The sequence below is a fragment of the Acetivibrio straminisolvens JCM 21531 genome, from assembly GCF_000521465.1.
Taxonomy (GTDB): Bacteria; Bacillota; Clostridia; order Acetivibrionales; family Acetivibrionaceae; genus Hungateiclostridium; species Hungateiclostridium straminisolvens.
Genome location: NZ_BAVR01000185.1, coordinates 1 through 628, shown reverse-complemented (window position 1 = coordinate 628; position 628 = coordinate 1). Strand labels below are relative to the sequence as shown.

At 42.4% G+C, this 628-nt stretch carries 1 protein-coding gene; it reads right to left on the bottom strand.

Features of this window, described 5'->3' with window-relative positions; all coding sequences use genetic code 11:
- Positions 1–131: 131 nt before the first annotated feature.
- The coding region (locus tag JCM21531_RS17400) for a carbohydrate-binding protein (protein ID WP_038291740.1) at positions 132–628 on the bottom strand (497 nt) is incomplete at its 5' end.

The window sequence follows — 628 nt, the reverse complement described above, 5'->3', positions numbered from 1 at the left end:
GTTTGACGTAACCGTTTTGGCCTGTACATTTACCGAAAACAGGGTAAACGAAACGGTAAAAGATACCAGAATTATGAAAATTGACAATAATTTCTTTCTCATATTGCTACCCCCTTTTTCTGTCCGGGTCATTATCCAAGTTTAGAAATTATACCAAGAAGATATCTATGCAGCATCGTAAGGTCGGTGGAATCAACCTTTCCGTCACGGTTTACATCGGCATTGGCAAGGGCATCTCCTGAAATTCTGTTTATATTGAGTATATGCCTTTTTAGTATCGAATAATCCGTTGAATTAACCTGTTTATCGCCGTTTAAATCACCTAAGTTCTGCGATTGTTGTGGCGTAGGTGTAGGTGTAGGGGTAGGAGTAGGAGTAGGACCTATATTGGCAGTATCGAATATGAAGTAGTCGATATTGACAGGACCGCTAAATACCAGGTACAGGTCGTTTAATCCTTTAGTATTGGTTATGCTGCAGGATTTTTCCTCATAATCGTTCCAGCCTCCTGTAGAAGGTACAGTAAGGGTGCCTATAAGGGTTCCGGATGCGCTTCCCAACCTCAGTTGGATGTTGGTAGGAGTGTCTGCGCCGGATGCAACTCTGGCTTTGAAAGAATTTGCACCGT